Origin of the sequence: Cypionkella sinensis, from assembly GCF_042646385.1 — a bacterium.
Classification (GTDB): Bacteria; Pseudomonadota; Alphaproteobacteria; order Rhodobacterales; family Rhodobacteraceae; genus Cypionkella; species Cypionkella sinensis.
In genome coordinates this window covers 846,699-870,568 of the sequence record NZ_JBHRTO010000002.1, presented here as the reverse complement: position 1 = coordinate 870,568, position 23,870 = coordinate 846,699, and the positions used below count along the sequence as shown (strand labels likewise).

The 23,870-nt window shown below is 61.1% G+C and carries 24 protein-coding genes; 13 read left to right on the top strand and 11 right to left on the bottom strand.

Features of this window, described 5'->3' with window-relative positions; genetic code table 11:
- Nucleotides 1-45: 45 nt before the first annotated feature.
- The 7 genes from ACFOGH_RS19370 to ACFOGH_RS19340 all read left to right on the top strand — a co-directional run bounded on the left by ACFOGH_RS19370 (nt 46) and on the right by ACFOGH_RS19340 (nt 7,138).
- Entirely contained in the window at nt 46-1,116 is a 1,071-nt protein-coding gene (locus ACFOGH_RS19370; protein ID WP_380074821.1) for an extracellular solute-binding protein, read from the top strand.
- 89 nt (nt 1,117-1,205) lie between these two features.
- A complete protein-coding gene (locus tag ACFOGH_RS19365) occupies nt 1,206-2,051 on the top strand; it encodes an ABC transporter permease (protein ID WP_380074820.1) in 846 nt (281 codons plus the stop codon).
- Nucleotides 2,048-2,839 carry an ABC transporter permease gene (locus ACFOGH_RS19360; protein WP_380074819.1) on the top strand — a complete coding sequence of 264 codons (792 nt, stop codon included), beginning with the start codon at nt 2,048-2,050 and terminating at the stop codon, nt 2,837-2,839. Before ACFOGH_RS19365 ends, ACFOGH_RS19360 begins: the two co-directional genes overlap by 4 nt.
- A complete protein-coding gene (locus ACFOGH_RS19355) occupies nt 2,836-3,939 on the top strand; it encodes an ABC transporter ATP-binding protein (protein WP_380074818.1) in 1,104 nt (367 codons plus the stop codon). The genes ACFOGH_RS19360 and ACFOGH_RS19355 overlap by 4 nt, the downstream gene beginning before the upstream one ends.
- A gap of 9 nt (nt 3,940-3,948) precedes the next feature.
- Nucleotides 3,949-5,337 carry an NAD(P)/FAD-dependent oxidoreductase gene (locus ACFOGH_RS19350; protein WP_380074817.1) on the top strand — a complete coding sequence of 463 codons (1,389 nt, stop codon included), beginning with the start codon at nt 3,949-3,951 and terminating at the stop codon, nt 5,335-5,337.
- 62 nt (nt 5,338-5,399) lie between these two features.
- Nucleotides 5,400-5,759 carry a cupin domain-containing protein gene (locus tag ACFOGH_RS19345; protein WP_380074816.1) on the top strand — a complete coding sequence of 120 codons (360 nt, stop codon included), beginning with the start codon at nt 5,400-5,402 and terminating at the stop codon, nt 5,757-5,759.
- A gap of 47 nt (nt 5,760-5,806) precedes the next feature.
- Nucleotides 5,807-7,138 carry a glutamine synthetase family protein gene (locus ACFOGH_RS19340; protein ID WP_380074815.1) on the top strand — a complete coding sequence of 444 codons (1,332 nt, stop codon included), beginning with the start codon at nt 5,807-5,809 and terminating at the stop codon, nt 7,136-7,138.
- Between the two features lie 10 nt (nt 7,139-7,148).
- Here the strand turns inward: ACFOGH_RS19340 and ACFOGH_RS19335 are convergent, their stop codons facing one another.
- The 7 genes from ACFOGH_RS19335 to ACFOGH_RS19305 all read right to left on the bottom strand — a co-directional run bounded on the left by ACFOGH_RS19335 (nt 7,149) and on the right by ACFOGH_RS19305 (nt 13,432).
- Entirely contained in the window at nt 7,149-7,856 is a 708-nt protein-coding gene (locus ACFOGH_RS19335) for a pentapeptide repeat-containing protein (RefSeq protein ID WP_380074814.1), read from the bottom strand.
- A 153-nt stretch (nt 7,857-8,009) separates the two neighbouring features.
- Entirely contained in the window at nt 8,010-8,789 is a 780-nt protein-coding gene (locus ACFOGH_RS19330; RefSeq protein WP_380074813.1) for a carbohydrate ABC transporter permease, read from the bottom strand.
- On the bottom strand, nt 8,786-9,640 hold the full coding sequence (locus tag ACFOGH_RS19325) for a carbohydrate ABC transporter permease (RefSeq protein WP_380074812.1): 855 nt from the start codon (nt 9,638-9,640) through the stop codon (nt 8,786-8,788). The genes ACFOGH_RS19330 and ACFOGH_RS19325 overlap by 4 nt, the downstream gene beginning before the upstream one ends.
- A gap of 245 nt (nt 9,641-9,885) precedes the next feature.
- The gene (locus tag ACFOGH_RS19320; protein ID WP_380074811.1) at nt 9,886-10,704 is read right to left on the bottom strand and encodes an LOG family protein; all 819 of its coding nucleotides are present in this window, start codon (nt 10,702-10,704) and stop codon (nt 9,886-9,888) included.
- A 113-nt stretch (nt 10,705-10,817) separates the two neighbouring features.
- Nucleotides 10,818-11,207: an SDR family oxidoreductase gene (locus tag ACFOGH_RS19315; protein ID WP_380074912.1), complete on the bottom strand. Its 390-nt coding sequence runs from the start codon at nt 11,205-11,207 to the stop codon at nt 10,818-10,820.
- A 579-nt stretch (nt 11,208-11,786) separates the two neighbouring features.
- Nucleotides 11,787-12,278, bottom strand: a complete 492-nt coding sequence (locus tag ACFOGH_RS19310) for a flavin reductase family protein (RefSeq protein ID WP_380074810.1) — start codon at nt 12,276-12,278, stop codon at nt 11,787-11,789.
- A gap of 62 nt (nt 12,279-12,340) precedes the next feature.
- Nucleotides 12,341-13,432: an LLM class flavin-dependent oxidoreductase gene (locus ACFOGH_RS19305; protein ID WP_380074809.1), complete on the bottom strand. Its 1,092-nt coding sequence runs from the start codon at nt 13,430-13,432 to the stop codon at nt 12,341-12,343.
- 116 nt (nt 13,433-13,548) lie between these two features.
- On the opposite strand from ACFOGH_RS19305, the gene ACFOGH_RS19300 reads away from it, so the two are divergent.
- From ACFOGH_RS19300 to ACFOGH_RS19285, 4 genes are all read left to right on the top strand, one after another.
- A complete protein-coding gene (locus tag ACFOGH_RS19300; RefSeq protein WP_380074808.1) occupies nt 13,549-14,103 on the top strand; it encodes a winged helix DNA-binding protein in 555 nt (184 codons plus the stop codon).
- 93 nt (nt 14,104-14,196) lie between these two features.
- A complete protein-coding gene (locus ACFOGH_RS19295) occupies nt 14,197-16,368 on the top strand; it encodes an esterase-like activity of phytase family protein (RefSeq protein WP_380074807.1) in 2,172 nt (723 codons plus the stop codon).
- Nucleotides 16,369-16,523: 155 nt separating this feature from the next.
- Entirely contained in the window at nt 16,524-17,348 is an 825-nt protein-coding gene (gene dapD, locus ACFOGH_RS19290; protein WP_380074806.1) for a 2,3,4,5-tetrahydropyridine-2,6-dicarboxylate N-succinyltransferase, read from the top strand.
- A gap of 4 nt (nt 17,349-17,352) precedes the next feature.
- Nucleotides 17,353-17,673: a hypothetical protein gene (locus ACFOGH_RS19285; RefSeq protein ID WP_380074805.1), complete on the top strand. Its 321-nt coding sequence runs from the start codon at nt 17,353-17,355 to the stop codon at nt 17,671-17,673.
- A 326-nt stretch (nt 17,674-17,999) separates the two neighbouring features.
- Here ACFOGH_RS19285 and ACFOGH_RS19280 read toward each other — a convergent pair whose 3' ends face one another.
- Nucleotides 18,000-19,001: a Hint domain-containing protein gene (locus ACFOGH_RS19280; protein ID WP_380074804.1), complete on the bottom strand. Its 1,002-nt coding sequence runs from the start codon at nt 18,999-19,001 to the stop codon at nt 18,000-18,002.
- Between the two features lie 306 nt (nt 19,002-19,307).
- Between ACFOGH_RS19280 and dapE the strand changes: the two genes are divergently transcribed.
- Together dapE and ACFOGH_RS19270 are read left to right on the top strand one after the other, a co-directional pair.
- Complete coding sequence (gene dapE / locus ACFOGH_RS19275; RefSeq protein ID WP_380074911.1) at nt 19,308-20,462, top strand: succinyl-diaminopimelate desuccinylase; 1,155 nt, start codon at nt 19,308-19,310, stop codon at nt 20,460-20,462.
- Nucleotides 20,459-20,887, top strand: coding sequence for a GNAT family N-acetyltransferase (locus tag ACFOGH_RS19270; protein ID WP_380074803.1), 429 nt, complete (start codon nt 20,459-20,461; stop codon nt 20,885-20,887). The genes dapE and ACFOGH_RS19270 overlap by 4 nt, the downstream gene beginning before the upstream one ends.
- Before the next feature lie 114 nt (nt 20,888-21,001).
- On the opposite strand, the gene ACFOGH_RS19265 is transcribed toward ACFOGH_RS19270, so the two are convergent.
- The 3 genes from ACFOGH_RS19265 to ACFOGH_RS19255 form a co-directional block, all read right to left on the bottom strand.
- Nucleotides 21,002-21,808: an ABC transporter permease gene (locus tag ACFOGH_RS19265; protein WP_380074802.1), complete on the bottom strand. Its 807-nt coding sequence runs from the start codon at nt 21,806-21,808 to the stop codon at nt 21,002-21,004.
- Nucleotides 21,798-22,730 carry an ABC transporter permease gene (locus ACFOGH_RS19260; RefSeq protein WP_380074801.1) on the bottom strand — a complete coding sequence of 311 codons (933 nt, stop codon included), beginning with the start codon at nt 22,728-22,730 and terminating at the stop codon, nt 21,798-21,800. Before ACFOGH_RS19260 ends, ACFOGH_RS19265 begins: the two co-directional genes overlap by 11 nt.
- 115 nt (nt 22,731-22,845) lie before the next feature.
- A complete protein-coding gene (locus ACFOGH_RS19255; protein ID WP_380074800.1) occupies nt 22,846-23,844 on the bottom strand; it encodes an ABC transporter ATP-binding protein in 999 nt (332 codons plus the stop codon).
- Nucleotides 23,845-23,870: the final 26 nt, after the last annotated feature.

Sequence of the window (23,870 nt, the reverse complement as noted above, 5' to 3'; positions counted from 1 at the left end):
GCCGCAAATCCAAAACCAAAGACGACAACAAAAGGGAGGAATACGATGAAGATGAAGCATACCGCAGGGCTTGCCCTGGCCGTTACCCTGGGGCTCACGCTGCCCGCGCTGGCCGAAGGCCCCGTTGCTGGTGAGGTCGCCGAAGGCTCTCTGAAGGGCAAAACGCTTACCTTCGTGTCCTACGGCGGCATCTTTCAAGATGGTCAGCTCAAGGCGCTGGAGGATTTCGTGCAAAAATCCGGCGTAACCCTGCTGTCAGACGGTCCGACCGAGAATGCCAAGATCCAAGCGCAGGTCGAAGCCAAGAACGTGATGTGGGATGTGGTCGATACCGGTGACTTCACCCCATTTGTCCATTGCGGCACGCTGTTCGAAAAGCTGGATTTCACCAAGATCGACATCTCGAAAATTCCGGCGGGGCAAGTTGGTCCGTGCAGCGTTCCGGCGATGAACTATGCGGTCATGTTCTTGTATAACAAGGATAAATACGGTGACAATCCGCCGAAAAGCTGGGCCGATTTCTTTGATGTTGAAAAATTCCCCGGCACGCGCGGCATTCCCGGCTATGCCGACCCGGAAGGCTATATGGTTGAACTGGGCCTGATGGCCGATGGCGTGCCCAAAGATCAGATGTTCCCCGCCGATATCGACCGTGGCCTGAACAAATGGCGTTCGATCCGTGACAATCTGGTGCCGTGGACGACGGGCGCCGAAAGCCAGCAGATGATGGAATCGGGCGAGGCCGACATGGTCATGGTTTGGTCCGGTCGTGGTAAAGCGGCTTTGGCCAACGGCGCGAACTATGTGCCAGTTTGGCAGGATTGGATCGTCGTCAAAGACCAGATCGCCATTCCGGTTGGCGTGAAAGACATTGATGCCTCCTATGCGCTGATCAACGCCTATCTCGGCAAGCACGCGCAAGAGGTGATGGCCGAAACCACTTCGTATTCGCCGATCAACGTCGATGCGCAGCCGAAGGTGGATGAGCTGACCGCCTCGTTCATGACCAACACCCCGGAAAAGCAGGCGATGGCCTATAACCAGAACGTCGAATACTGGGTGGAAAACTACGAGACCCTCAGCGCCAAATGGGCCGAGTTCGTCGCCGGTAACTGATTTGGGATGCAAAGGTCAGGGCAGCGCTTGCGCCGCCCTGACCATGTCGCGGCACAGCTCAAAGAGTGGCCGCTGCGGGGGGTAATGCTATGTCTATCCTGACCGACAGGACGCAACGCGGCGCGCTGTTTCTGACCGTTCCGGCACTGGCGGTGCTGCTTCTGGTGATGGCTATTCCGCTGGGCGTGATCGTGCTGCGCAGTTTTATCGAACCCGAGCCGGGCATGGCCAACTACGCCTGGTTCTTTGACACCAAGGTCAATGTGACGGTGCTGCTGCGGACCTTTTCCATCGCCTTCTGGGTAACGCTGTGCTGTGTGATCGCTGCATACCCCTACGCTTTCGCGATGTCTGTCGCGGGGCCGCGGCTGCGGCTTGTACTGATCATGTGCGTGCTGGTGCCGTTCTGGGTCTCGGGCGTGGTGCGCACGCTGGCATGGGTGATCCTGTTGCAGGATTCCGGGGTGATCAACCGCATCCTGCTGTCGCTGGGGTTTGAAAAAGTTCGGCTGATCCGCACTCAACTGGGCGTGACGATCGGCATGACGCAGATTCTGCTGCCCTTCATGATCATGCCGCTGTATGCCGTGATGCGCGGCATCGACCTGCGGCTGTTGCAGGCGGCGCGCAGCCTTGGGGCCCACCCGATCAAAACCTTCTTCCAGATATATCTGCCGCTTTCGCTGCCGGGTGTCTTTGCGGGCGCAACCATCGTTTTCATTCTCGCGCTGGGCTTTTACATCACACCACTCCTGTTGGGCGGGCCGCAATCGACCATGCTGTCCACGCTCATTCAGCAACAGGTGCTGTCGCTGCTGAACTGGGGCCGGGGCGGCACGATGGGTGTAATCCTGCTGATCGCCACCTTCGGTATACTCGGGATCGCCAGCCCGTTCATGAAACGCAAATACCAGATGAGCGGAGGCAGCCGATGAAACGCTTCAATCCGGGCAAGCTGATCCTTGGCCTGACCTGTCTGCTGATCGCGATCTGGCTGGTCGCGCCGACGTTGGTGGTGATCCCGATGTCCTTTGCCGAGAAAAAGTCGCTGGCCTTCCCGCCGACCGGATTTTCTCTGCAATGGTATCAGAACTTTTTCACCAACCCGCAATGGTTTGACAGCCTGATCGTTTCGGCCAAAGTCGCGTCTATGGTTGCCGTAGTGGCAACCGTGATCGGCACCATGGCCGCCATCGGGATCGAGCGTCTGAAAGGCCGTACCGGCGGGCTGATCCGCGCGGTTTTGATCACGCCGATGATCGTGCCGGGCGTGGTTCTCGCTGTCGGCATCTATGCCGTCTATCTGGATGCGCAACTTGTCGGCACTTGGACGGGCTATGTCTTTGCACACACGCTGCTGGCCATCCCCTTCGTCGTCATTGCCGTAGGTGCCAACCTTGCCGTGTTTGATACCCGACTTGAGACAGCGGCGGCCAGCCTTGGCGCATCGCGGCTGGCGACGTTTTTCAGCGTCACCCTGCCGCTGATCCTGCCCGGCATCCTGTCGGGGGCATTGTTCGCCTTCGTCACCTCGTTTGACGAAGTCATCGTGTCACTTTTCATCACCAGCCCGCAGTTGAAAACGCTGCCGGTGCAGATTTTCTCATCCATGACCCGCGATGCCGATCCCACAGTGGCGGCGGTGGGGTCGCTGATCTTCATGGCGACCTCGGTGATCATCGGACTGGGACTCATCTTCGGAACACGGAGGCGTGGGGCATGACCCTTGCAACCAAAGGCGCGGCCATCGACATCGCGGGCGTCAGCAAATTCTACGGCAACTTCACCGCACTCGACGATGTGTCGCTGCGGGTGGAACCGGGTGAGTTCATGTCCTTCCTCGGGCCATCCGGTTCGGGCAAGACCACAACGCTGAACCTGATCGCGGGCTTCACCGACCTCAGCGCGGGCGAAATCCGGCTGGGCGAACAGTCCATAGGCCATGTGCCCGCACACAAGCGCAACATCGGCGTGGTGTTCCAGCATTACGCCCTGTTCCCGCATATGACCGTGGCCGCGAACGTCGCCTATCCCCTGAAACAGCGTGGCATGCCCAAGGCCGAGCGCACGCGGGCCGTGGACCAAGCGCTGCAAAAGGTGCAGTTGGAGAAATTCGCCCACCGTTACCCTTCCGAATTGTCGGGCGGCCAGCAGCAGCGCGTCGCTTTGGCCCGCGCGATGGTGTTCACCCCGTCGCTGTTGCTGATGGACGAACCGCTTGGCGCGCTGGACAAGAAGCTGCGCGAAGTCCTGCAACTGGAAATCAAGCGCATCCACCGCGAGTTGGGCAGCACCTTTGTCTATGTTACCCATGATCAGGAAGAGGCGCTGGTGCTGTCCGACCGGATCGCGGTGTTCAACAAGGGCCGCATCGAACAGGTCGGCACCGGACACGACCTTTACACCGCCCCCCGCACGCTGTTCGTCGGCCAGTTCATTGGCGAAAGCTCGGTCTTGCGTGGCGCACATCGTGTGGCGGGGGATGAGACTGCGCTGACCGTCGCAGGCACAACCTTGACAGCCCCCGGTGCGGCCAAGGGTGACAGCCCGCAAGTGATCCTGCTGCGTCCCGAAGCGGTGATGGTTCAGGCCCCCGGCACGGGCCCGCAGGACGGCCGCTCCAACATCGTCTCGGGCACGGTCCGCGAAATGCTCTACCTCGGCTCGGCGATGAAATACGAGGTGACGCTGGCCGACGGCAGCCACGTCACCGCCCGAACCCCCACGCAAAGCGCCTTCCCCATCGGCAGCACGGTCGAACTGGCGTGGAACCCCAAAGACAGCGCGCTTCTGGCCGACGACGGCTCGACCGCAGCGCTTTAAGGACAGATCATGGATGTGAAAAAGAACGGCGAGGTTTCCTTCTGGTATGCCGATATCGGCGGAGTGCCCGGCTACCGCGCCCCATTGCCCGGCAATATCGAGGTGGATGTTTGCATCGTCGGCGCAGGTTTCACCGGCCTCTGGACCGCCTATTACCTGAAAGAGGCCGAACCCGGCATCTCCATCGCCATCGTCGAAAAGGAATTTGCAGGCTTCGGCGCCTCTGGCCGGAACGGCGGCTGGTGTTCCGGCGAATTTGGCTGGAGCCGCGAGAAATACCTCTCCTCGGGCACGCGCGAAGGCATCATCGAATGGGAACGCCAGTTGCGCAGCACCGTCGAAGAGGTGCAGCGCGTGACGGAAAAAGAGGGGATCGACTGCGATTTCCTGATGACCGACTGCCTGACCTTCGCCCAAAGTCCCGCCCAGATGGAGCGCCTGCGCGAAGGCTATGACGAGGCAATGTCCTGGCAGGTGCCCACCACGCGGCTGGAGTTGATCGACGGGCCAGAGGCCGCATCGCGCATCCGCGTCGCCAACGCCCAAGGCGCGCTGGTCCGCCACAATGTCGCCCGTGTCCAGCCCGCCAAACTGGTGCGCGGTCTCGCCGAAGTGGTCGAGCGCAAGGGCGTGAAAATCTATGAACAAACCGCTGTGACCGGCATCGAGAAAGGCCGCGTCACCACTACCCGCGGCACGGTCAAGGCCAAGCGCATCGTCCGCGCCACCGAGGGCTTTACCCATGGCATCCCCGGCAACGAACGCCAGTGGATTCCGATGAACAGCGCCATCGTCGTGACCGAGCCTGTCCCGGATGAAATCTGGCGCGAGATCGGCTGGGATGGCTCGCAGCTTCTGGCGGATGCGTCCCACGCCTATTGCTATGCGCAGCGCACGCGCGGCAACCGCATCGCCATGGGCGGGCGCGGCGTGCCCTACCGCTTCGGCTCCAAGACCGACGACCGCGGCCAGACCCAGCCCGAGACCATCGAAAAGCTGAAAGCCATCCTCTACCGGATGCTGCCGCAGACCAAGGCGCTAAAGCTGGATCATGCTTGGTGCGGGGTGCTGGGTGTGCCGCGCGACTGGTGCGCGACGGCAGGGCTAGACCCGCAGACGGGCATCGGCTGGGCGGGGGGCTATGTTGGCCTTGGCGTTTCGACCTCAAACTTCTCAGGTCAAACGCTGGCCGATCTGGTGCTGGACCGTAAAACCGAGCGCACCGACCTGCCTTGGGTGAACCGCCAGCCCCGCAAATGGGAGGTAGAGCCCTTCCGCTGGCTGGGCGTCCACGGCATGTATCGGCTTTATCACATGGCCGACCGCAACGAGGCCGCATCGGGCGGCAAAACCACCTCGCGGCTAGCCAAACTCGCCAATCGGCTGACTGGGCGCTGAGCCAAACGCTGATGACTTACGCGGCCTTCACAAAGGCCGCCCACTTTCTCGCAGGAAACCCAATGATTGACCTATCCGTCTTCACGCAACTGTCGGGGATCGACCTCGGCGCTTTGGCAGACAAGCCGACCACGTTGAACCCCGGCCAGCAAGAGGCCGCGACCTCGCTCTGGACCTCGCCCGATGGCGCGCTGGACATTGGTCTATGGGAATGCACCCCCGGCCAGTTCACCGCCGACCGCAGCGCTGCGGCAGAGTTCTGCTATTTCCTGCAAGGCAAGATCGTGATGACCCAACTGGACGGCACCCGCCGCACCTTGGGGCCGGGCGATGCGATCATGCTGCCGCGCGGCTGGAAGGGCACGTGGGAGATCGTGGAGCATACCCGCAAGATCTATGTTTTTCTGGCTGACCCGGAATAAGCCGCGACCTCAAATCGCCTGAAAGCACGACAACCGAGGATACCGCCATGACCGACACGACCTTCTCTCAAGCCGTGGCTGACGCAGGTTACAAGGACATCCACCTTGGCCTGTTCGATCTGAACAGCGAGTTTCGTCACAAGATGGTCGATGCCGCCAAGGCGGTGAAATTGGCGGAAAAAGGTTATGCGTTTTGCGAGGTCATCCACGCCTGGGACAGCGCCGAGCGCACATGGCAGGCGGATCGCCCCTATATAGACCTGCCCGCGCAGATTTTTCCCGACACGCTGCGCCAATGGCCGTTCGGGCCAAATGCCGGGGTGGCGATTGCCGATTTCACCGGGGATTTCGGCCAGAAATCGCCACGCAATCAGGCACTCCGCCAGATCGCGCGGGCGGCCGAGATGGACTTGCACGTCACCGCAGCCTTCGAGTTCGAGTTTTTCTTGCTAGACGAAACCGCTGACACATTGCGGGCGAAAGGCTGGCGCAACCTCAACCACTTCGCCAAGGCCAACCGCACCTATTCGCTGCAATCGGCCGCGGCTTATGGCGAGATGTTCGACGATCTGCGCGCCACGATGAACCGGCTGGGGATCGGGCTGGACAGCCTGCATACCGAACTGGGGCCGGGTTGTTTCGAAGCCCCCTTGGCTGCCGTTTCGGGCATCCGCGCCGCCGATGATGCCGCGCTTTTCAAGAACTTCGCCAAGGCGTTTTTTGCCCGGCGCGATCTGACAGCGGTGTTCATGTCCAAGCTTGATCCAAGCTTGTCCGGGCAATCAGGGCATTTCCACATCTCGCTGCAAGACAGCGCCGGCAACCCGGTCTTTGCCGACCCCACGGCACCCGACGGGTTGTCGCATAAGGGACGGCATTTCCTTGGCGGCCTGATCCGGTTGATGCCCGAACTTCTCTTGCTGACCGCCCACCGGGTCAACGCCTACAAGCGGATGGTGCCGGGGGCTTGGGCGCCCACTTGGGCAAGCTGGGGCGTGCAGAACCGCACCGCCGCCGTGCGCATCATCAATGACAGCCCCGAGGCAACGCGGATCGAATACCGCGTGCCCTCGGCCGACACCAACCCACATGCCACCATGGCCATGTGCCTCGCCGCAGGTCTTTGGGGGATCGAACACGCAATCGAACCGCCCCCGGCCCTGCAAGCCAGCGCCTATTCTGTCACCCCCACACCCGAACAGCGCTTTCCGCGCGATCTGATCGAAGCCGCCCAACGCCTTGAAGCCAGCGACACCGCGCGCAGCCTCTTCGGCACAGCCTTTGTCGATCACATGGTCGAAGCCAGCCGCTTCGAGGCCGCCGATTACCTGCGCCAAGTCACGCCTTGGGAACTGCAACGCTATCTCGAACTGCCGTAAGCCTCAGCCGCTATTCGTCCGCGCAGGGCCAATCTTTCGGCACAGTCAAACCCGCGGGCAGAATGGTTTGCGCATCGCCGCAAGCCTCGTTCAGTTGCTCTTGCTCAAGCCCGGTCACACCCGACAGGTCTACATTTTCAAAATGGGTCCGCAGCAAAAACGCGCCCGCCAGATTGGCGCCCGTCATTGTGGCCCCGGTAAACACCGTGCGCGGCATGATCGCATCGTGCATGTTTGCACCACTCAGCTGCGCATTGCTGAAATCGTTGCGGTAAAAGTCGCCACCGCTAAGGTCCGCATTCGTCAGATCGGCCCCCGCAAAGCTGACCCGCAAAAATTCGGCCTTCACCAAAGTTGCATCGCGCAACTTGGCCTGACTGAAGTTTGACCGGCTGGCCAGCGATTTCTCCAGATCCGCGCCAGTCAGATCGGCCCCAACGAATGAACTGCGCACCAACTCGCTGCGTTCCAGATTGGCCCCGGCCATCAAGGCACCATCAAACCCGGTGCCCGACAGAAAAGCGTTCTCGAAAACGCCCGCGGTCATATCCTTGCCGTTCAGCATCAACCGCTCTTTCGAGCAGCCTGTCCAATCCATCGCTGCCTCCGGGCTGTCACTGCACCCCGCCAGCACCGTTTGCGGAAGCATCAGCGCCGAAAACATCGCCGCAATAGCCAACCGGAACGCGGGGGAAAACTTGGGTGCAACGTGATTCATGGTGTGACCTTTGCGTGATTGCCTCAGCCTAGCACCGAAGCGGGGCAGACGACCAGCCACGCGCTGCGCAGCTGCGTCAAACCGCTGTGAATAGTGGGCGTCAGCGGCGCCATGATCCTGCGCAGGCCGAAATCTAGCATGCGCGCAACCGCATCAAGCGCGCAGCGCAAACCCGCGTGCGATATGGTTCCTGACAAACCAGATCATCGCCACACCGGGCAGTAGCGACAGGCAGGTCATCGCCATGACCATCCCCATATCGGTCTGAAAGCCGAACATCGCATTGATCGCCATCGTAATCGGCTTGCCATCCGTCACGGTCAGAATGCGCGCGAAAACCACCTCAACCCACGAAAAGATAAAGCAGAAAAACGCGGCTACGCCGATGCCGGGTGCAATCGCCGGAATAAGATGGCGAAAGAAAAACGAACGGCCAGAGTGACCATCCAGAAACGCCGTCTCGTCAAACTCGGGCGGCACCCCCCGGATAAAGCTTTCCAGAATCCAGATCGCCACCGGCAGATTGAACAGACAATGCACCAAAGCGATGCCAACCGGCGAGTTCACTAGGCCCAGTTTGGCAAACAGAATGAAAATCGGCAGCGACAGCACCACCGGCGGCGTGACCCGAAACACCAGGATCATCAGCAAGAAATGCCGATCCCCCAGAAACCGATAGCGCGCCAAAGCATAGGCGGCGGGCAAAGCCACCGCGATACACAGCGCCACATTCAGCAGCACATAAATGATCGAATTTCCGATGGCCGCGCGCAACGCAGGCGTCGCCAGCACATCGCTGTAATTCATCAGGCCAACCGTGCCTTCGGGCAGGCCGTCTTTTGGCAGGGTTACGGTAAAGCTGAGGATCAACGCTTGCGTCAACGGCAACAGGATGAACGCCGCCAAAGCGAGCAAAGCCAGCGCGCGGATCATGCTTCGGCCTCTGGCCGTCGGGTGATCATCACAAAGGCACAGACGACGCTAACGACCATCACAAAGTAAAGTGTCGCGCGCGCAGCAGCCTGCCCGTAAGAAAAGCTTTTGATCTCTTCGCCCAGCTCAATCGACAGAAAACGGGTCGCATCGCTTGGCCCGCCCGCGTTGATGGCAAAAGCTTCGGTATGGATCATGAGGCTGTCGACGAACCGCAGCAGAAACACGATGGCCAAGCCTCCGGCAATCCGAGGCAACTCGATGTGCCGAAACACTGCGCTGCGTGAAGCGCCGTCGATGCGGGCGGCCTGACGGTAGGCGGTCGGAATGGTCGAAAGTCCTGCATAGGCCAGCACAACCACCAATCCCAGCCAATGCCAGGTGTCCATCACCAAAAGCAGCATCCAAGTGTGCAAAGCGGTGAATTTGTAGTCAAAACCGATTGCCGCCAGCCCATGCCCCAACAATCCGGTATCCGGGTTGATCAACCCCAGCCAAAGGATGGGGATCATGTTCCACGGCACCACAAGCGGCAGCGCACAGAGCATCAGCCCCCAGACCGCCCACCGTCCATAGGTCAACAGCAAAAGCGCCACCGCAATGCCCAAGGGCACCTGAATGGTCAACGCAAGCGCCGAGAACAGCAGGCTTCGGCCCAGCGATGCCAGAAACCGTTGCGATTGTAGAATATCGGTAAACCAATCAAGCCCCACCCAATGCACGTCGGTCAGAGAGAAAATATCGTGAAAACCATAGTTTATCACGGCCATAAGCGGCAACGCGCCCACCACGCCAAGTAAGGCGAGCGCGGGCAGCAACAGCAACCAAGCCCGGTTGTTATAGGGCCGCATAGGCACTCCCTTTGTCGTCAGGCAAAACGGCGGCAATGGCGCGCCCAAGGCCCAGAACCGGGCTACCTGCTGGGGAATCTTGCGATGCGTGGCAAGCTTGGTCAACCCGTTTGTCGGAACAAATGCCAGGCAGCCAGCCAGATGGCAAAGCGCCGGAGTGTTAACAAATGATTAAATCGCCTAGGTCAACGCATTGATATAAAATAATAAAAAAAGGTCCCGAGTTGGGACCGTCCAATTTTCGTCTATTCGTTCCCCCAGTTATCCATCGCAGCCACGGCCTCTTCTGCCGTCTCAACAAACTGGAACAGCTTCAGATCGGCAGCCGAAATCACCCCTGCTTCGGCCAGCATATCCCAGTCAATCAACCGCTCCCAGAAAGACTGGCCGAACAGCAGGAACGGGATCGGTTTCATCCGGCCGGTCTGGATCAGGGTCAGACTTTCAAACATCTCATCCAGCGTGCCAAACCCGCCCGGAAACACACAAATCGCCCGCGCCCGCATCAGGAAATGCATCTTTCGGATCGCGAAATAATGGAAGTTGAAGGAAAGTTCCGGCGTCACATACTGGTTCGGTGCCTGCTCGTGCGGCAGCACGATGTTCAACCCGATCGACTGCCCCCCCGCATCATCCGCCCCCCGGTTCCCCGCCTCCATCACCCCAGGCCCACCACCCGTGCAGATCACGTCTTCATGCCCATAAGATTGCAGGCTCCGCTCGGTGATGATGCGGGCAAAGTTGCGGGCCTCGGCATAGTATTTGGTAAGCTCGGCCAACATCGGAGTTTTAGCGGCGGATTTGTTGACAGGATCAGGAATGCGCGCCCCACCGAACAGCACCACGGTGGATTTGATGCCCAACTCATCCATCATCAACTGCGGTTTCAAAAGCTCCAGTTGCAGCCGAACAGGCCGCAGATCTTCCCGCATCAGGAAAGCCTGATCGGCGAAGGCCAGCTTGTAGGCGGGGGAGCGGGTCTGCGGGGTATCGGGCAGGCGCTTGGTTGCCGCCACGTCCTGCACGGAATCGCGAAACGGGTGGGGGCGGGCTTCGTCGGACATTTGGCGGCCTTGATTGGGGGGTGTAGAGGGCAGGGGTAGCGGGTTTTGTTGGGGTTGGGAAGGGCGGCGGTTTAGGGTGTCCACGCGTGGACCCGAAATGCGGTTATAAATTATCAATGGGTTACGGGGTGTTGTTCACGAAATGTTAACTTTTGGCCCAAAGCCCGCAACGCCTGTGAGTGCCATGCAGCAGGCTGACAAGCCACAGGCTTACGGCCGCCGCACCGTCTGCCAACATCGACGGCACTGACTGCCCCGGTTTCAAAACTGGTAAGGTCTGACAGCAAGAACACGGCGGCTTGGGCGATTTCGGAGGGGGTGGCCATGCGCTTTATCGGGTGCAGGGCGGGCGGTTGCGCTCTGGCGGCGAACAAGGCGCTGGTAAGGTTTGGGAAGGCTGTGGTGGACCTGACCGCATCCGACGCGATACGATGCCTCGGTCGCGAGGGTCTGCTATGCGGGACATAGCGGTCAGTCGTTCTGGGCGAACCTTCCCTTTTCATCAGGCCAAGTCCAAATACGGTCATCTGCGAGTATCGCTGCCACGACTGCTTCAGCTCGTTCGCGTGATGTGGGACGTTCGCCAAGCCCCACGTAATCGGACTCGACGTGAACAAGGTAACTGACGACTTGATTGTGCGGTTCGCCCTCCCTTAGCTGAGATGCGGCGGAAATCAGATATCTATCATACTCATCCGCAAACCCTTGATTTGCTTCGTCGCTCCATCTTCCAGATCCCAACAGACCTATTGGGTCCCACAGGTTCCAGCCAATATCGCGGAGCTTAGACAGCTTAACCCGAGGCTGAGGGACCGAATTTGTCATTGAAACCCTATAAAGTCACTTAATCCCACAAGTTTATGGGAACCTTGCAACCGCCCGCAATGGGCTCCAAACCGACTTTGCGCCCAACTCCTGCCCACGGACAGTTTCGGTCGCTGGCTTGGGTCAGTTCTTATGTCCCCAACAAGTTTTCGATGCGCATCGCTGGAACTGAGGCGCATTGCGCTGCGCCCCGCTTTCTGCGGCGGTGTTGGCTTGGGCGGGGAATGCGCAGAAAACGTATAGCGCCGCCGTGCCGATCAGTCCGTCAGCGTGCGGTAGCCGCCGTTCCAGTAGATCAACGCGCCTGCGCCGGGTGTGGTGCGGATGGCTTGGACGCGGCCGATCAGGATGGAATGGGTGCCGCGATCGATCATTTCCTCGATGCTGCAATCAAAGGCGGCGGGAGCGCCTTTCAGCAGGCGTGCGCCGGTTACAGCGGTTTCCCATTCGGCACCTTCGTAACGTGCGGCGCCTTTTGTGCCGCCGAAGCCGGAGAACCGCTCGGCCACCGCTTGATGCGCGGCCCCGAGGCTGGACCAGCCGAAAATGCCGGTCTCTTTCAGCACCGGCCAACTGGAGGAGGCGCGGTTGACGCAGGCCAGCAGCAAGGGCGGTTCGGCGGAAAGCGAGATGGCAGAGGTGACGATCAGACCCGTGGCGGCCTCGCCCATGCCGGTGGTGATCAGGCTACAGTTGCCGACGAAGGCGCGCATGGCGTCGCGGAAGTGCTTGGGGGTAGGTTCGGACATCAGGCACTCGCGGTTTGGGCGGCACCGCCTTGGGGGCGATGCCGAAGGGATCGGCGCTGCTGTCAGCGGATGCCCGCCTCTTGCAGTTTTGGCAGCACGTTGTCGCGGAAATAGGGGAATTCCTTGACATAATCCACAAAGGAAAGCGTTGTTCCGGCAAATCCGGTGGCATGCAGTTTCAGGATGCCCTCGGCCACATCATCGGGGGTGCCGACGAGGGGGAAGCCGCCGTGGCCCATGGCGAACAGGTGCTTGATCTGCGCCAGCAGATCATGCGGGAAGCTGTGGGCATGGGCGAACTGCAGGTTCACCAGATTGTCCACCGCTGCGGTGTCGGTGTTGGCGACGGCGGTGTGGTGCAGGAAGGCTTCGGCCTCATCCCGCGAGGGGCGGCAGATGACATGAGAGAAGGTCAGCACGTCAATCTTGCGGCCCTTGGCCTTGGCCTGCGCCTTGAGGTCGGCGATTTCCGTGACAGAGCGCGACAGGTCAATCGCCGGGGTGAACAGGAAATCGGCGTTGTCGGTGGCAAAGGCACGGCCTTGTGGTGAGCCTGCGGCGTTGATGATCGGCACGGAACCCCGCAGCGGGGCGGGATCGCCCTTGCTCCGCTTGGTTTTGAAATAGGTGCCGTTCCAGTCGAAATGCTCTTTCGACGCCCAAAGCTTGCGCACCAGATCGAACCATTCCTGCGCATAGGCGTAGCGGGTTTCGTGATCATCCGGCAGGGTCAGGCCGAGGGCTTCGTATTCCGGTTTGTTCCAGCCCGCGACGATGTTCAGCCCTGCGCGGCCATGGCCGATCTGGTCGATGGTGGCGATCTGTTTGGCTGTCACTGCCGGATGGTTGGCGACGGTGTGGATGGTGGCAAACACCGCGATATTCTTGGTGGCCGCGAGAAGGCCAGCGGCCCAGGTCATGGTTTCCAGCACGTTGCCGTGGAAATCGGTCTCGCCGCCGTAGCCGATCCAGCGGGCGATAGGCAGCATGAAGTCTATCCCTGCATCATCCAGCATTCTGGCGAGGGTCAGGTTGTTGTCCCAGGAATTGTCCCACCGTTCGGCGATTTTGGTGGGGGTCATGCCCGAGGAACAGTTGGAAGAAAACGTACCCAAGCGAAAGCGGTCGCCCGAGAGCATCGGGTTGGTGGTCATGGTCGGCTCCCTGTTAGGATTTATGTTATATTTTATGATTGAAAGTCTATCGTATATTCGCATTGCGTCAATGGGTTTGCAGGCTAAGGATGTGGCTTAGGCAAGGGGCTGGGGTGATGGCGGAAAAAACGGTTCAAACTCAAAATGATAGTGCGGGCGACGCGCTGGATTACCGTTGGCATCTGGCGGAAACGGCGGTTGAGGTCGAAGTGACCGAGCTGGAATTCGCGCTGATGCGGGCGTTTGAGGGATTCGGGCGGTGGCAGTCGGAATGTCTGGCGGGGGTGTGCGAGATGCCCGCCTCGGGGCCAGAGAATGCGCTGTTGCACATCATTCGAATGCACGACCGCCCGAAAAGCATCAAGGAACTGGCGCGGCTGGCGAACCGGGATGATGTGCCGAACATCCAGTATTCGCTGCGCAAGCTGATTGGCGCCGGGCTGGTGGTGCGAAGGGGCGCAGGGCGGTCTGGGGTGACTTATGAGGTGACGGGCGAGGGGCGGCGGGTGACGGATGATTACGGCGCTTTGCGGCGGCGGTTGCTGCTGGCGGAACTGGGCAATCTGCCAGGGTTCTCGACGCGGTTGGCCGAGGCGGCGCGGGTGTTGAATGTGTTGACCGGGATTTACGAGGAGGTGGCACGGGTGGCGGCGACGCATCGGCGGGCCTGAGCGGGCGTTGTAAAACTGTCATGGGGGTGTCGTCTGTGTGTCATCCGGGGCGGGCATGGCTGGGTCTGATTTTATCTGACCAAGGATGCCCCGATGCGTTTTCCAATCTCTGGCCTGACCTCTGCTTTGGCGATCTGTGCGGCCCTGCCTGCGCTGGCTGAGCAAAACTTCAACCGCATTGCCAGCTTTGCCACGCCGTTGAACATGGCGGCGGGTGAAGATCTGGCGCGGGCGAGCAGTGCCGAGATCATTTCGGCCTCGGAAGATGGCATGACGCTGGTTTACACCGACAGCCCGCTGGGGGTGATCGGGCTCATTGATATCACGGACCCGGCGGCACCGAAGCCTTTGGGCAATATCGCGATGGGGGGCGAGCCGACGACGGCCAAGATCATCGGCGGCACGGCGTTTGCGGCGGTGAATACCTCGAAGGATTATGTGAACACTTCGGGCAAGCTGGTCAGCGTCGATCTGGCGACCAAGGCTGTGGTGGCGGAATGTGAACTCGGCGGGCAGCCGGATTCGGTGGCGGCGGCGAACGATGGCTCGTTTCTGGCGATTGCGATCGAGAATGAGCGCGACGAAGATGTGAACAACGGCGCGATCCCACAAATGCCTGCGGGCTATGTGGTGAAGCTGCCGGTGAAGGATGGTGTGGTCGATTGCGCCGCGTTGCAGAAGATTGAAATGACCGGGCTGGCGGGTGTTGCGGGCGAAGATCCTGAGCCGGAGTTTCTGGACATCAATGCGGCAGGTGAGATCGTTCTGACCCTGCAAGAGAACAACGAGATCGTGCTGATCGGCGCGGATGGCAAGGTTTCGGGGCATTTCAGCGCGGGCGCGGTCGATCTGGACGGCATTGATACCAAGAAAGACGGCAAGCTGAACTTTACGGGCAAGCGCGAGGGCGCATTGCGGGAACCGGATGGCGTGAAGTGGATCGACACCGATCATTTCGCGGTGGCGAATGAGGGGGACTACAAGGGCGGCTCGCGCAGTTGGACGATTTTCAATCGTGATGGCGCAGTTGTCTATGACAGTGGGCCGAGCCTGGAACGTGCGATTGCCGAGATCGGGCATTACCCGGAACACCGCAGCAAGACCAAGGGGGTTGAGCTGGAATCGGTGGAAGTGGCGACGTTTGGCAGCACGCCGATGGCATTTGTGGCCTCGGAACGGGGTTCGGTGATCGGGGTCTATGATCTGACCGACCCGAAAGCGCCGATGTTGAAGCAACTGCTGCCGTCGGGGATTTCGCCCGAAGGCATGGTGGCTATTCCGCAGCGCGGCCTGCTGGTTTCGGCGAATGAGGTTGATCTGCGCGAAGATGGCGGTGCGCCTGCGCATGTGATGATTTACCAACTGGCGGAAGGGCCCGCGGCCTATCCGATGCTCACCTCGGCTGGGTCTGATCCGCTGATCGGCTGGGGCGCTTTGTCGGGTCTGGCGGCAGATCCGAAGGACGCGGGCAAACTTTATGCCGTGTCGGACAGCGTGTATGCGGCGGCACCTACGATCTACAGCATTGATGCCACGCAGACTCCGGCGAAGATCACCGGCGCGATGGTGGTGACGCGCGGGGGCGATGCGGCACAAAAGCTGGATCTGGAAGGTATCGCGGTGGATGGCGCAGGCGGGTTCTGGCTGGCCTCGGAAGGGCGCAGCGACAAACTGGTGCCGCATGCGATTTACCATGTGGATGCCGAGGGCGCGATTGATCAGGAGATCGCGCTGCCTGCGGAACTGCTGGCGCAGGAAACCCGCTATGGCTTTGAGGGTATCGCGCTGGTCGGTGATACCCTGTGGATGGCGGTGCAGCGCGAGTGGAAGGACGATCCGAAAGGCATGGTCAAGCTGCTGGCCTTTAACACCAAGGATGAAACCTGGGGTGCGGTGCATTACCCGCTGGACGCGCCCGCTGAGGGTGCATGGATGGGGTTGTCGGAAATCACAGTGCATGGCGATTGGGCCTATATCGTCGAGCGCGATAATCAGATCGCCGACAAGGCGGTGACGAAGAAGTTGTATCGTGTGGCGCTGGGCGATCTGGCCCCGGCTGCATTGGGTGGTGCGCTGCCGGTGGTGAAAAAGGAACTGGTGCACGATCTGCTGCCCGATCTGGGCGTGTTGAAGGGCTACAACGTCGACAAGATCGAAGGCTTTGCGATTGATGCGGCGGGCACAGGTTGGGTTGTGACCGACAACGACGGTGTTGATGACAGCTCGGGTGAGACGCTGTTCTGGTCGATTGGCGCGGTGAAGTAACCGACGGATGGTTTGCCTGTGCCGCCTGCCCCCGGAATTGGGGCGGGCGGCATTTGGCTTTGTGGCCGTCGCCGCTGGTGGGTGTGATGCCGCCCAAGCGATTGCATGGCGGGGCGGGCCTCGCTATAGGGCTGCAAAGCCTTGAGGAGATTGCCATGAGCTATGCCGCGTTGGAAACTGCGATTGAAGCTGCCTGGGAGGCACGCGACAGCATCTCGACCACCACCAAGGGCGAAGCGCGCGATGCTATCGAAGCAACCTTGGCGGCGCTGGACAGTGGCACGCTGCGGGTGGCGGAAAAGCGTGGCAACGATTGGCATGTCAACCAATGGGCGAAGAAGGCGGTGCTGCTGTCGTTCCGCCTGACCGATATGTATGAGATTTCGGGCTCCAACGGCGGCTCGAACTGGTGGGACAAGGTGCCGTCGAAGTTTCAGGGCTGGACCGAAGCCGACTGGCGCAAGGCAGGCTTCCGCGCGGTTCCGGGCAGCATCGTGCGCCGCTCGGCCTATATCGCCAAGGGCGTGGTGCTGATGCCGTCTTTCGTCAACATCGGCGCTTATGTCGATGAGGGCGCGATGGTGGATGGCTGGGCCACGGTCGGTTCCTGCGCGCAGATCGGCAAGAATGTGCATCTGTCGGGCGGCGTCGGCATTGGCGGCGTGCTGGAGCCGATGCAGGCCGGCCCGACGATCATCGAGGACAACTGCTTTATCGGCGCGCGGTCCGAGGTGGTTGAGGGCTGCATCGTCCGCGAAGGTTCGGTGCTGGGGATGGGCGTGTTCATCGGTCAATCGACCAAGATCGTGGATCGTGAGACGGGTGCGGTGATGTATGGCGAGGTTCCGGCGGGGTCGGTCGTGGTGGCGGGGTCGATGCCCTCGAAGAACGGTATCAACCTTTATTGTGCAGTGATCGTTAAGAAGGTCGATGCGCAGACCCGCAGCAAGACCAGCATCAACGAATTGCTGCGGGATTGATCCGATGTCAGAAGGCAGCAAGCAGCAGGTCTATACGCTGACCGTCGAAGTCGGGCGCAAGCCCGGCGATGGTTTGCCCGACAAGGCCACCGGGGCGGCGCTGTTGATCTATGCCAGTGGCGTGGATGAGGCCGAGGCGGTGCGCGAAACCGTGGCGATCCTGAAGCAGGCCGATCTCGCGCCGTTGGACGTGTCGGGCTACGGCACGCTGGAGGAGCGTCTGGCGGCGGGCGATGAGATTGACGGCGAGGAGCGTGATTTGATGGCGCGCGCTTTGGCCGAGAACTCCGTCGTTGTGGCGCAGATGACGCCGTTTTTCGACTGAGTTACCAACCCCTGCTGGCTCACGATGGCGGTGCGCATTGTGGCGGTTTCCAGCTTATTGCGTCAGCACAATGGCCAGCGCCACATTACAGCCGCATTTTGGTAGTTAGTTTAGACAGTGCACCTTTTTCGGGCAGGTTCTTATGCCATATCGCATTCGCCTTACTCATGCTCCGCGGTTATCGTCGCAAAAGAGGCTGACTAAATCGCATGGCGCGCATGGGTCATTTGCCGCCAATACAGAACTGGCCGAGGTGCGGAGTTGCAAGGGGCTATTGCTGTTCTACCGTCCTCGGAGGGTCGCACTGAAGCTATAGGCGCGCGGCGTCAGGCGGCGCGGCGCGGGCTCCGGCCCAGCAACATCATCAGGGTCAGCACTTCGTAGGTTTGCAGGCAGCGCAGCGGTAGATCGCTGGCGGGGTCTTGGCCGATGGCCAAAAGGCTGCCATTTGCCTCGATCAGCGCCGGTCTGCCGAGATCAAGCGCCACCGATCCGGTGATGGCGCGGCGTTGGTCAGACAGAGCAGTGCGGCCATCCACCAAGGCTCCGGCAGGCATCAAAACGGCATCGGTGCCGAACAGATATTCCACCTCGGGGCCAGAGATTGCCAGCAGTTGATCGGCAGAGACCAGAAGATCCTGAGTTTGGGCATAGAACGGTGCGCGCAGCAAAACCGGGGCAAAGCTGCCGCGCGCGGGCAGGGCAAGGCGGTGGGCTGCCCGCAGGGGCAGTGGACCATGATCTGCAGTCAGCAGCATGTCGCCGGGTTTGAGATGACCCGCCAGCACCGGGCCGAGGCTGGTTTCCACCGGCGTGCGCAGGCCGATCCATGGCGCGGCACCGGGCGGGGCAGCGCCTTCGGTCAGGCCAAACCACAGCACCGGGCCTGTGGGGCGCGGGCGGGTGCAAAGTGATTGCAGATCGCTGAGCGGGATCGGCAGCGGGTTCTGGCCAGTCGCCGTGAGGGCAACGGGGGGATCGCTGCCCAAGAGTTCAAACGTCAGCCGCCAATTTCGGGCGGGAGCATCGAAGTGGAAAGACAGCCGCGCCGTGCCTTTGCCCTGCGGCAGGGGGGCTGGCAGCACATGGCGGGCAACCTCTTTGCCCTGGCGGTGCAGGATGACGATGCCCATGGCTGGATCGTGGAAGATGGCGAAGGTGCGCGGCCAACCGGCATTGGATTGGTGATCCAGCAGCAGGCCGACGTTCTGCAACGGCAGCGCCAGCTCCATCACGAACAATCCTTGATGCAACAGCGCATCGGGCGCGGCAGGGGCCAACAAGCCACGGTCTGACAGGGCCACCCAGCCTTGATCAAAGCCCTGCATCATGCGCGCATGACCGGGCTTCCCGCGCAGAGTGCGGAAGGGGGCAGTAGGGCCGGAGTGCGTGGATTGCCCGCTGTCATCTAAGCCTCGGTTGCCATTGCGCGGTTGGTGTGGGGCACGTTGGCCCCGGCGCATGGTATTGACGCCAAGGTAAGGCAGGTTGCGGGGCTGCTGCCACTGCATTTTGCGGTTGTGCGCATGGGCGACGGCAATGGTGGCGTGTGGGACACAGATTGGGCGGCGTTGCATTGGTTTGGGCAAGGCGGTATCCCGATGTGCATCATATATACGCAAAAGGGCATCACCATGGCTGCACATCTTCCCGTTGATCCGGTGGCGCTGACCGCTGATCTGATCCGCTGCGCCTCGGTGACGCCGGATGAGGGCGGGGCACTGGTGCTGTTGGAGGGCGTTCTGGCGGCGGCGGGCTTTGCCTGCACACGGGTGGATCGCGGCGGGATCAGCAATCTTTATGCGCGCTGGGGTGTGGCGGGGGCCAATAAATCCTTTGGCTTCAATGGTCATACCGATGTGGTGCCGGTGGGCGATCTGGCGGCATGGACGCGCGATCCGTTTGGCGCGGAAGTGGTGGATGGCTGGATGTATGGCCGGGGGGCCACCGATATGAAATCGGGCGTTGCGGCCTTTGCAGCGGCGGCAGTGGATTTTGTGCGGCAGACCCCGCCCGATGGTGCGGTGATCCTGGCGATCACCGGCGATGAGGAAGCCGATGCTTTGGATGGCACGGTGGCCTTGCTGGATTGGATGGCCAGTAATGGCGAGCGGATGACGCATTGTCTGGTAGGTGAACCCACCTGCCCGAATGAGATGGGCGAGATGATGAAGATCGGGCGGCGCGGGTCGATGACCTGCTATTTCACCGCTGTCGGCGTGCAGGGCCATTCCGCCTATCCACATCGCGCCAAGAACCCGATGAGCGCCTTGGTCGGCCTGATGGCGCGTCTGGAGGCGGAGCCGCTGGATCAGGGGACCGCGCATTTCGATGCCTCGACCCTTGCGATCACCACCATCGACTGCGGCAACAAGGCGACGAATGTGATCCCGGCGAAGGGCTTTGCCACGGTGAACATCCGTTTCAATGACGCGCATTCAGGAGCCTCTTTGACAGCGTGGTTGCAGGGCCATGCCGCTGCGGTGCAGGCGGCAACCGGGGTGGAGATTTCCATGCGGGTGACGATCTCGGGCGAAAGCTTCCTGACCCCGCCGGGGGATTTCTCCGCTTTGGTCGCAAAGGCGGTGCAGGCCGAGACCGGGCGGGTGCCGGAATATTCGACTTCAGGGGGGACATCGGACGCGCGGTTCGTCAAGGATCACTGCCCAGTGGTGGAGTTCGGGCTGGTCGGCAAGACCATGCATCAGGTGGATGAGCGGGTCGAGGTGGCGCAGATCCACGCGCTGAAGGCGATTTACACGCGGATCTTGCGGGACTATTTCGCGTGACGCTGGAGATCATCGAGACGCTCGACATTGCCCTGTGCCGCCAGTTGCGCCGCGTGGTGTTCATCGAGGAGCAGGGCGTGTCCGAAGCCGATGAGCTGGATGATCTCGACGACGTGGCGCTGCATTTGCTGGCTGTGCTGGATGGCTTGGCGGTCGGGTCTGCGCGGCTGTTGGTGCAGGGCGAGGTCGGCAAGATTGGCCGGGTTTGTGTGCTGCAACAGGCGCGGGGTGCCGGGATTGGTGCGGCGCTAATCCACGCGGCGGTGGCACGGTTGCGGGCGGCGCCGGGGGTGAAAAAGGCCAAGCTGGGCGCGCAGGTGCATGCTTTGGGTTTTTATCAGGCGCTCGGATTTGAAGCCTATGGCCCGGTCTATGACGATGCGGGGATTGAGCATCGGGATATGGTGTTGGGGTTTGGCGATTAAGGCGCGCTGATGTGACGGGCCTTGCGGTTGCCACATCAGCGCATGGCCGCGCCGCAGAGGTCGGCCCGGCCATTTTGCCTTGTATTTCAGCTTTTCGGCGGAATTGCGGCGGCGCTACTTGCCTGAACCGGCGGTTTCTGACCCGTTGCGGGTCAGGTAATAGGCCAAGAGGATCGGGAAGAACGTCGCCGCGAAGACCACCATGGCCACCACATTGGTGACGGGGCGTTGGCGTGGGCGGATCAGTTCTTCCAGCATCCAGATCGGCAGGGTGGCTTGCTGGCCTGCGGTGAAGGTGGTGACGATCACCTCATCAAACGACAGGGCAAAGGCCAGCATCCCGCCGGCCAGCAGCGCCGTGCCAAGGTTGGGCAGCAGGATGTGGCGGAAGGTCTGGAAGGCGTTGGCGCCAAGATCGGCAGAGGCCTCCAGGATACCGCCAGACAGGCGGCGGAAGCGCGCGACAGCGTTGTTGTAAACGATGACGATGCAGAAGGTGGCATGGCCAAGGATGATGGTCAGGGTGGAAAACGGAATGTCCATCAGGCCGAAGGCCGAGCGCAGCGACATGCCGGTGATCACACCGGGCAAGGCGATGGGCAGGATGATCAGCAGGGAAATCTGCTCGCGCCCGAAGAACCGGGCTTGCGCCATCGCGGCGGATATCAGCGTGCCAAGGATCATTGCCAGCAGGGTGGCGGCGAATGCCACTTGCAGCGACAGGGTCAGGGCTTGCCAGATGTCCGGGCGCTCCCACGCGGCGGCGAACCACTTTAGCGTCAGGCCGGGGGGCGGGAAGGCATAGGTGCGTTCCTCGGTGGTGAAGGCGTAAAGAAAGATCAGCAGGATCGGCAGGTGCAGGAACAACAGCACCGCGAAGGCGGAAAGTTTCAGCGAGAATGGCGCTTGATCAGAGTGCATCGAAGGCCCCCGCGCGTTTGGCAAGGCCAAGGTAGATCAGCATGATCACGATGGGAATCACGGCGAAGGCGGCGGCGAGCGGGATATTACCGGCGGTGCCTTGAAGTTGATACACGGCCATGCCGATGAAATTGGCCGAATTGCCGACGATCTGCGGGATGATGTAATCGCCCATCGTCAGCGAAAAGGTGAAGATCGACCCCGCGATCACGCCCGGCATCGCCAATGGCAGGATCACGGTTCGGAACGTCTGCGCCCGAGTGGCGCCAAGGTCTTGGCTGGCTTCCAGCATCGAGGTCGGCACACGTTCCAATGCTGCCTGCATCGGCAGGATCATGTAGGGCAGCCAGACATAGGTGAACACCAGAAACATACCGATATAGCTGGTGGACAGGCTATTGCCGCCAACACCCGGCAGCGCCAAAGCGGCATCCAGCAGGAAATTGGTGTGGGTCTGGGTGGCGGCCCAGGTGATGATGCCCTCTTTCGCGAGGATCAGTTTCCAAGCGTAAACCTTGACAAGGTAGGACGACCACAGCGGCAGCATGATGCCCAGATAGAACACCGCTTTCCAGCGGCCACGGGCATAGCGGGCGGCGAAATAGGCGATCGGGAAGGCAAGGATCGCTGCGCCAAGCGTGACGGCGGCGGACATCAGCAGGGTGCGGACGATGATGTCGTAATTCTGCGGCCGCAGCAGTTCGGCATAGGTTTTCAGGGTGAATTCGCGCACCACCATGCCGGAGAATTCGTCGATGGAATAGAAGGATTGCAGCAGCAGGGCTGCGAGCGAACCAAGGTAGATCACCCCCAGCCACAGCAGCGGCGGGGTGATCAGCAGCGCCAGCAGCAGTTTCGGCTTGCGCCAGAACAGGGTGGTCAGCCGATCAGCAAGCGATTTGTCGGGGAGGATGGCTGTCATATGGCATTTCCTGAAACGGCTTCATCTTGGCAAAAATACTCCCGCCGGAGGCTTCTGTGGCTGCCGCGGGAGCCTCCGGCGGGAGTATTTATCGCCAAGATGAAATTGTTTCGCATCAGGCTTCATCCATGATGTGCAGGGCGTCGGGGCCGAAGGCAAAGCGGGCTTCGCTGCCCGGATCGGGGAGGGGGGTGCCTGTGGGCAGGATGGCGGCGATGTCGTGGCCTTGGCTGGACAGGGTGATACGGTGGCCCGCGCCGAGGTAGCGCAGGGCGGTGACGGTGCCTTGCAACGGGCCTGCGGCGTCAAGGTGCAGGGATTCGGGGCGCAAGCTGGACCATTTGGCGGGACCGCCGAGGCTTTGCGTCAGTGCGGGGGGCAGCACGTTGGACGAGCCGACGAAATCGGCGACAAAGCGGGTTTTCGGGCGGGCGTAAACCTCGGCCGGGGTGCCGATCTGGGCGATTTTGCCGTCGTTGAACACTGCGAGGCTGTCGGCCATCGACAAGGCCTCGTGTTGGTCATGGGTGACGAAAACAAAGGTGATGCCAAGCCGCTGTTGCAGCGATTTCAGCTCGTCCTGCATCGCCTCGCGCAGTTTCAGGTCCAGCGCGCCAAGGGGTTCATCCAGCAGCAGGACTTTCGGTTCATTGACCAAAGCGCGGGCAAGGGCGACACGCTGGCGCTGGCCGCCGGACAACTGGCCGGGTTTGCGGCTGCCGTAGGCATCAAGGTGGACGAGGGCCAGCATTTCCTCGGCGCGGGCATAGCGCTGGGCTTTCGCCATCCCCTTCACCATCAGGCCGTAGGCGACGTTATCGCGCACGTTCATATGGGGAAACAGCGCGTAATCCTGAAATACAGTATTGACGTTGCGCAGATGCGGCGGGGTGTTTGAGACATTTTCACCGAAGATGCAAATCTCACCCGCCGTAGGGGATTCAAAGCCCGAGATCAGCCGCAGGCAGGTGGTTTTGCCCGAGCCTGATGGGCCAAGCATGGCAAAAAACGCGCCTTCCGCGATGCTCAGATCGACGGCGTCGACGGCTTTCACCGGGGCAGAGGCGGGGCCGAAATGACGGGAGACTTTGCGGAATTCTACGGCTGCAGGCATGGGAACGGGGCCTTTATCCGCCAAGG

Bases quoted from the DNA above. Each gene is read 5' to 3' on its own strand.
- ACFOGH_RS19370 (WP_380074821.1), top strand. From the start codon at position 46: ATGAAGATGAAGCATACCGCAGGGCTTGCCCTGGCCGTTACCCTGGGG.
- ACFOGH_RS19365 (WP_380074820.1), top strand. From the start codon at position 1,206: ATGTCTATCCTGACCGACAGGACGCAACGCGGCGCGCTGTTTCTGACC.
- ACFOGH_RS19360 (WP_380074819.1), top strand. From the start codon at position 2,048: ATGAAACGCTTCAATCCGGGCAAGCTGATCCTTGGCCTGACCTGTCTG.
- ACFOGH_RS19355 (WP_380074818.1), top strand. From the start codon at position 2,836: ATGACCCTTGCAACCAAAGGCGCGGCCATCGACATCGCGGGCGTCAGC.
- ACFOGH_RS19350 (WP_380074817.1), top strand. From the start codon at position 3,949: ATGGATGTGAAAAAGAACGGCGAGGTTTCCTTCTGGTATGCCGATATC.
- ACFOGH_RS19345 (WP_380074816.1), top strand. From the start codon at position 5,400: ATGATTGACCTATCCGTCTTCACGCAACTGTCGGGGATCGACCTCGGC.
- ACFOGH_RS19340 (WP_380074815.1), top strand. From the start codon at position 5,807: ATGACCGACACGACCTTCTCTCAAGCCGTGGCTGACGCAGGTTACAAG.
- ACFOGH_RS19335 (WP_380074814.1), bottom strand. From the start codon at position 7,856: ATGAATCACGTTGCACCCAAGTTTTCCCCCGCGTTCCGGTTGGCTATT.
- ACFOGH_RS19330 (WP_380074813.1), bottom strand. From the start codon at position 8,789: ATGATCCGCGCGCTGGCTTTGCTCGCTTTGGCGGCGTTCATCCTGTTG.
- ACFOGH_RS19325 (WP_380074812.1), bottom strand. From the start codon at position 9,640: ATGCGGCCCTATAACAACCGGGCTTGGTTGCTGTTGCTGCCCGCGCTC.
- ACFOGH_RS19320 (WP_380074811.1), bottom strand. From the start codon at position 10,704: ATGTCCGACGAAGCCCGCCCCCACCCGTTTCGCGATTCCGTGCAGGAC.
- ACFOGH_RS19315 (WP_380074912.1), bottom strand. From the start codon at position 11,207: ATGAAAAGGGAAGGTTCGCCCAGAACGACTGACCGCTATGTCCCGCAT.
- ACFOGH_RS19310 (WP_380074810.1), bottom strand. From the start codon at position 12,278: ATGTCCGAACCTACCCCCAAGCACTTCCGCGACGCCATGCGCGCCTTC.
- ACFOGH_RS19305 (WP_380074809.1), bottom strand. From the start codon at position 13,432: ATGACCACCAACCCGATGCTCTCGGGCGACCGCTTTCGCTTGGGTACG.
- ACFOGH_RS19300 (WP_380074808.1), top strand. From the start codon at position 13,549: ATGGCGGAAAAAACGGTTCAAACTCAAAATGATAGTGCGGGCGACGCG.
- ACFOGH_RS19295 (WP_380074807.1), top strand. From the start codon at position 14,197: ATGCGTTTTCCAATCTCTGGCCTGACCTCTGCTTTGGCGATCTGTGCG.
- dapD (WP_380074806.1), top strand. From the start codon at position 16,524: ATGAGCTATGCCGCGTTGGAAACTGCGATTGAAGCTGCCTGGGAGGCA.
- ACFOGH_RS19285 (WP_380074805.1), top strand. From the start codon at position 17,353: ATGTCAGAAGGCAGCAAGCAGCAGGTCTATACGCTGACCGTCGAAGTC.
- ACFOGH_RS19280 (WP_380074804.1), bottom strand. From the start codon at position 19,001: ATGCAGGGCTTTGATCAAGGCTGGGTGGCCCTGTCAGACCGTGGCTTG.
- dapE (WP_380074911.1), top strand. From the start codon at position 19,308: ATGGCTGCACATCTTCCCGTTGATCCGGTGGCGCTGACCGCTGATCTG.
- ACFOGH_RS19265 (WP_380074802.1), bottom strand. From the start codon at position 21,808: ATGCACTCTGATCAAGCGCCATTCTCGCTGAAACTTTCCGCCTTCGCG.
- ACFOGH_RS19260 (WP_380074801.1), bottom strand. From the start codon at position 22,730: ATGACAGCCATCCTCCCCGACAAATCGCTTGCTGATCGGCTGACCACC.
- ACFOGH_RS19255 (WP_380074800.1), bottom strand. From the start codon at position 23,844: ATGCCTGCAGCCGTAGAATTCCGCAAAGTCTCCCGTCATTTCGGCCCC.